Annotated in this window: 5 protein-coding genes; 4 read left to right on the forward strand and 1 reads right to left on the reverse strand. The window is 62.1% G+C overall.

The annotated features are described in order from the left end of the window. Both B8115_RS10120 and ilvN read left to right on the forward strand, forming a co-directional pair. On the forward strand, positions 1 to 596 hold a 596-nt coding region (locus B8115_RS10120), incomplete at its 5' end, for a thiamine pyrophosphate-dependent enzyme (RefSeq protein WP_010627681.1). Beyond that, a complete protein-coding gene (ilvN, locus tag B8115_RS10125; RefSeq protein ID WP_010627682.1) occupies positions 596 to 1,087 on the forward strand; it encodes an acetolactate synthase small subunit in 492 nt (163 codons plus the stop codon). The genes B8115_RS10120 and ilvN, both read left to right, overlap by 1 nt. Before the next feature lie 84 nt (positions 1,088 to 1,171). Here ilvN and ilvY read toward each other — a convergent pair whose 3' ends face one another. After that, positions 1,172 to 2,059: an HTH-type transcriptional activator IlvY gene (gene ilvY, locus B8115_RS10130; RefSeq protein ID WP_010627683.1), complete on the reverse strand. Its 888-nt coding sequence runs from the start codon at positions 2,057 to 2,059 to the stop codon at positions 1,172 to 1,174. A 179-nt stretch (positions 2,060 to 2,238) separates the two neighbouring features. Here ilvY and ilvC point away from each other — a divergent pair, with 179 nt between their 5' ends. Together ilvC and pssA are read left to right on the forward strand one after the other, a co-directional pair. After that, complete coding sequence (gene ilvC / locus B8115_RS10135; protein ID WP_010627684.1) at positions 2,239 to 3,255, forward strand: ketol-acid reductoisomerase; 1,017 nt, start codon at positions 2,239 to 2,241, stop codon at positions 3,253 to 3,255. A 155-nt stretch (positions 3,256 to 3,410) separates the two neighbouring features. Then, the gene (gene pssA, locus B8115_RS10140) at positions 3,411 to 4,289 is read left to right on the forward strand and encodes a CDP-diacylglycerol--serine O-phosphatidyltransferase (protein ID WP_010627685.1); all 879 of its coding nucleotides are present in this window, start codon (positions 3,411 to 3,413) and stop codon (positions 4,287 to 4,289) included. Positions 4,290 to 4,420: the final 131 nt, after the last annotated feature.

Raw genomic sequence — 4,420 nt, forward strand, 5'->3', positions numbered from 1 at the left:
AGGAGGTGATCGAGGCGCTGTGCGAAATCACCCGCGGCGAGGCCTATGTGACCACCGACGTGGGCCAGCATCAGATGTTTGCGGCCCAGTACTACAAGTTCGACAAGCCCAACCGCTTCATCACCTCGGGCGGGCTCGGTACCATGGGCTTCGGCTTCCCGGCGGCCATGGGCATCAAGCAGAACTTTCCGGACGAGCAGGTAGTGTGTGTCACCGGCGAAGGCAGTTTCCAGATGATGATGCAGGAACTCTCCACCTGTAAGCAGTTCGGTGGTGGGGTCAAGATCATCAATCTGAACAATGCCTCGCTGGGCATGGTGCGCCAGTGGCAGGATCTCAACTACAAGTCCCGCCACGCCCACTCCTATATGGAGTCGCTGCCGGATTTCGCCAAGCTGATCGAGGCCTATGGCTTCACGGCGCTGCGGGTGGAGACGATGGACGAGCTGCGCCCGGCGCTGGAACGCACCTTCGCCGACAAGCATGAGCTGGTGTTCGTCGATGTCATCGTCGACCCGCGCGAGCACGTTTATCCGATGCAGGTGCCCCTCGGCTCCATGCGTGACATGCTGCTTTCCAAGACGGAGCGGACCTGATGCGCCATATCATCTCGATTCTCATGGAAAACGAACCGGGCGCACTGTCTCGCGTGGTAGGGCTGTTCTCGCAGCGCAACTTCAACATCGAGACGCTCAACGTAGCGCCCACCGAGGACCCGTCGCTGTCGCGGCTGACCGTGACCACCGTCGGTGACGACCGGGTGATCGAGCAGATCACCAAGCATCTCAACAAGCTGATCGACGTGATCAAGCTGGTCGATCTCACCGAGGGCAACCACATCGAGCGCGAGCTGATGCTGGTGAAGGTCAAGGCGCTGGGGGCGGCCCGCGATGAGGTCAAACGTACGGTGGACATCTTCCGCGCACAGATCGTCGACGTCACGCCGAGCCTCTACACGGTGCAGATTACCGGGGACGCTCCCAAGCTCGATGCGTTCCTGCAGGCCATGGGGCCGGTGGGGATTCTCGAAGTGGCGCGGACCGGGGTGTCGGGTATCGCCCGCGGCGACAAGGTGCTTTCGCTCTGAGTTACGACTGCGTTCGTGACGTAAATCTGCCTTCTGCAGTATGTCTAGCCGCCCTACGGGGCGGCTTTTTGTTGGCTGGCTCTGTCAGCGCTCCTCGACTTCGTCCCACAACGCCTGGATCAGAGGGCTCTTCAACTGGCGGTGGAGAACGCAAAGCCCGACATCGTAATGGGGCAGCTCGGGTTTCACCGGCAGTACCCGCACCCGCTGGGCCAAGGGGCTGTTGTCGAGCACGATCCGCGGCACCACGCCGATGCCGAAGCCGAGCCCCACCATGCTGACGATCGCTTCGTGACCGGCCACCTGGGCGTAGATGCTGGGCGGCACGCCTAAGGCGCGAAACCAGGTATCCGCATACTCCCGTGACAGTCCCGCCTCGGAGAGAATCATCGGCACGTTGCGCCACTGCTCGATGGAAGGGGAGTCGGGCGTGGCGGGCACCCACTCGGCCTCGGCCATCGGGGCAATGAACACCAGCGGCGAGCGGGTCAGCGACTTGAAGGCCAGGCCGGCCGGCATGCTGCGGGGGCGCGGCGTGATGGCCATGTCCTCCTCGCCGGCCAGTACCCGGCCCATCGATTCCGCCGGATCACCGGTGTGCAGCTTGAGTTCGATACGCGGATGGCGCTGTCGGACGTCGCTGAGCAGGTCGTAGAGGAAGCTGTAGCTGGCGGTGACCGAGCAGTAGATGCTGATTTCACCGGCAAGCTCGCCGGCCTGGCTGCCTAGGGCGTGACGCAGCAGCTCCCATTGGTGCAATGCCTCGCGGGCGTACTGCTGGAAGAGTTGGCCCTGGCGGGTCAGGGCAACGTGCCGGTTGTCGCGCACGAACAGCGGCGCATCGAGCGTCTCTTCGAGCTGGCGGATCGTCCGTGAGAGCGTCGAAGGGCTGACGTGACAAAGCTCGCTGGCACGACCGAAGTGCAGCGTATCGGCCAGGGCGAGAAACTGCTTGAGGGGGCGCATGTCCATCGAGTGATTATTGCACATCATGGCATGTCGTGTTGCAAATATCGCATTTTACGCAACATGCGCATGGCGTTAAGGTAGCCACATCGAAAGAGCCGACTCCCAGCGCCGCGACAGACGGCGCGGGTGGCCGTCAACGCTGACACGACACTTCGCCAATCTTCGCTTCAGGAGCAATACGCATGCACGTCTACTACGACAAGGACTGTGACCTCTCCCTCATTCAGGGCAAGAAGGTCACCATCGTGGGCTACGGCTCACAGGGCCACGCCCATGCCAACAACCTCAAGGAGTCCGGTGTCGACGTCACCGTCGCGCTGCGCTCGGGCTCTTCCTCCGCGGCCAAGGCCGAAGGGGCTGGCCTCAAGGTTGCGTCCGTCGAGGAGGCGTGCAAGGTGGCCGACGTGGTGATGGTGCTGGCGCCGGACGAAAATCAGAAGGCGATCTATGAGAACCAGATCGAGCCGAACCTGAAGCAAGGCGCCACCCTGGCCTTCGCCCACGGCTTCAACATTCACTACAACCAGATCGAGCCGCGCAAGGATCTCGATGTGATCATGGTCGCCCCCAAGGCGCCGGGTCACACCGTTCGCTCCGAGTTCGTCAAGGGCGGCGGTATTCCCGACCTGATCGCCATCCATCAGGATGCTTCGGGCAAGGCCAAGGAGCTTGCGCTCTCCTATGCCGCGGCCATTGGCGGCGGCCGTAGCGGCATCATCGAGACTACCTTCAAGGACGAGACCGAAACCGACCTGTTCGGTGAGCAGGCCGTTCTCTGCGGCGGCGCGGTCGAGCTGGTCAAGGCAGGCTTCGAAACCCTCACCGAAGCGGGCTACGCACCGGAGATGGCCTACTTCGAGTGTCTGCACGAGCTCAAGCTGATCGTCGACCTGATGTACGAAGGCGGCATCGCCAACATGAACTACTCCATCTCCAACAACGCGGAGTATGGCGAGTACGTGACCGGTCCCGAGGTGATCAACGAGCAGTCCCGCCAGGCTATGCGCAATGCACTCAAGCGCATCCAGACCGGCGAGTACGCCAAGATGTTCATCCAGGAAGGCAACACCAACTATCCCTCGATGACGGCCCGTCGTCGCCTCAATGCCGAGCATGAGATCGAGCAGGTGGGTGCCAAGCTGCGTGGCATGATGCCGTGGATCGCGGCCAACCAGCTGGTGGACAAGTCCAAGAACTGACTGTCCGTTTGGCGCATGTGTTGCACCCAAGGGCGCGGATTTTCCGCGCCCTTGGCGTTCTGGTGGTCCGCATGTGCACTGTCCGCTGCGATATCTCGGTGTAGAATGGTGATTAATACCTTCAGGTGAACCCATTCTGGCAATGGACGAGACGAATGAGTCAGGAGCCCCGCAACACCGAGCACGACAATTCCCGCGATGCCCCGGAGTCTTGCCCCACTGAGGGCAAGAGGGAGCAGCCGGCCGAAGAGGATCTGGCTGCCGCCTTCGTGCGTGAGACGGAGGTGATCGAAGAGTCGATCGAGAATGGCAAGAAGGTGCGGCGCAAAGGCATCTATCTGTTGCCCAACCTCTTCACCACATCAGCCCTGTTTGCCGGCTTCTTCTCGGTGGTGGCGGGTATCAACGGCGACTTCACCGCTGCTGCCGTGGCCATTTTCATCGCCATGGTGCTGGACGGGCTGGACGGACGGGTGGCTCGCCTGACCAATACCCAGAGCGCCTTCGGTGCCGAATACGACAGCCTTTCCGACATGCTCTCCTTCGGCGTGGCGCCGGCATTGGTGGCGTTTACCTGGATACTCCAGGACATCGGCAAGACCGGCTGGGTGGTGGCCTTTCTCTACGTCGCCTGTGCGGCGCTGCGGCTGGCACGCTTCAACGTCCAGCTCGGTAGCGTCGACAAGAAGTGGTTCATCGGCCTCCCCAGCCCTTCGGCGGCAGCCTTCGTGGCGGCCAGCGTCTGGACCTTCCACAGCTTCGATGCCGAGGCCTTCGGCTTCAAGCTGCTGATGCTGTTCGTGGTGGCAACCGCCGGTATCCTGATGGTCAGCAACATTCGCTACTACAGTTTCAAGGAAATCGATCTCAAGGGACCGGTGCCTTTCGTGGTGCTGCTGGCCATCGTGCTCGGCTTCGTGGTGATCTCGGTCGAGCCTTCGGTGATGTTGCTGCTGCTGTTCGGCGCCTACGTGGCATCCGGCCCGACGCTTGCCGCCATGCGCAAGATGAAACACTCACCGCCCTCGAGCTGAGTGGCTGCGTGATCTTCGACGCCCGCCCCGTGCGGGCGTCGTCGTCTTCACTCCTGGGGCAAAACCATCCACAGCCCCTCGCCTGCGAGCGGCTGTGGATAGCTGACTCGCCCGCGTCTCGTCACCGCTTA

The sequence above is a fragment of the Halomonas sp. KM-1 genome, assembly GCF_000246875.1.
Lineage (GTDB): Bacteria > Pseudomonadota > Gammaproteobacteria > Pseudomonadales > Halomonadaceae > Halomonas > Halomonas aerodenitrificans.

Bases quoted from the DNA above. Each gene is read 5' to 3' on its own strand.
- ilvN (WP_010627682.1), top strand. From the start codon at position 596: ATGCGCCATATCATCTCGATTCTCATGGAAAACGAACCGGGCGCACTG.
- ilvY (WP_010627683.1), bottom strand. From the start codon at position 2,059: ATGGACATGCGCCCCCTCAAGCAGTTTCTCGCCCTGGCCGATACGCTG.
- ilvC (WP_010627684.1), top strand. From the start codon at position 2,239: ATGCACGTCTACTACGACAAGGACTGTGACCTCTCCCTCATTCAGGGC.
- pssA (WP_010627685.1), top strand. From the start codon at position 3,411: ATGAGTCAGGAGCCCCGCAACACCGAGCACGACAATTCCCGCGATGCC.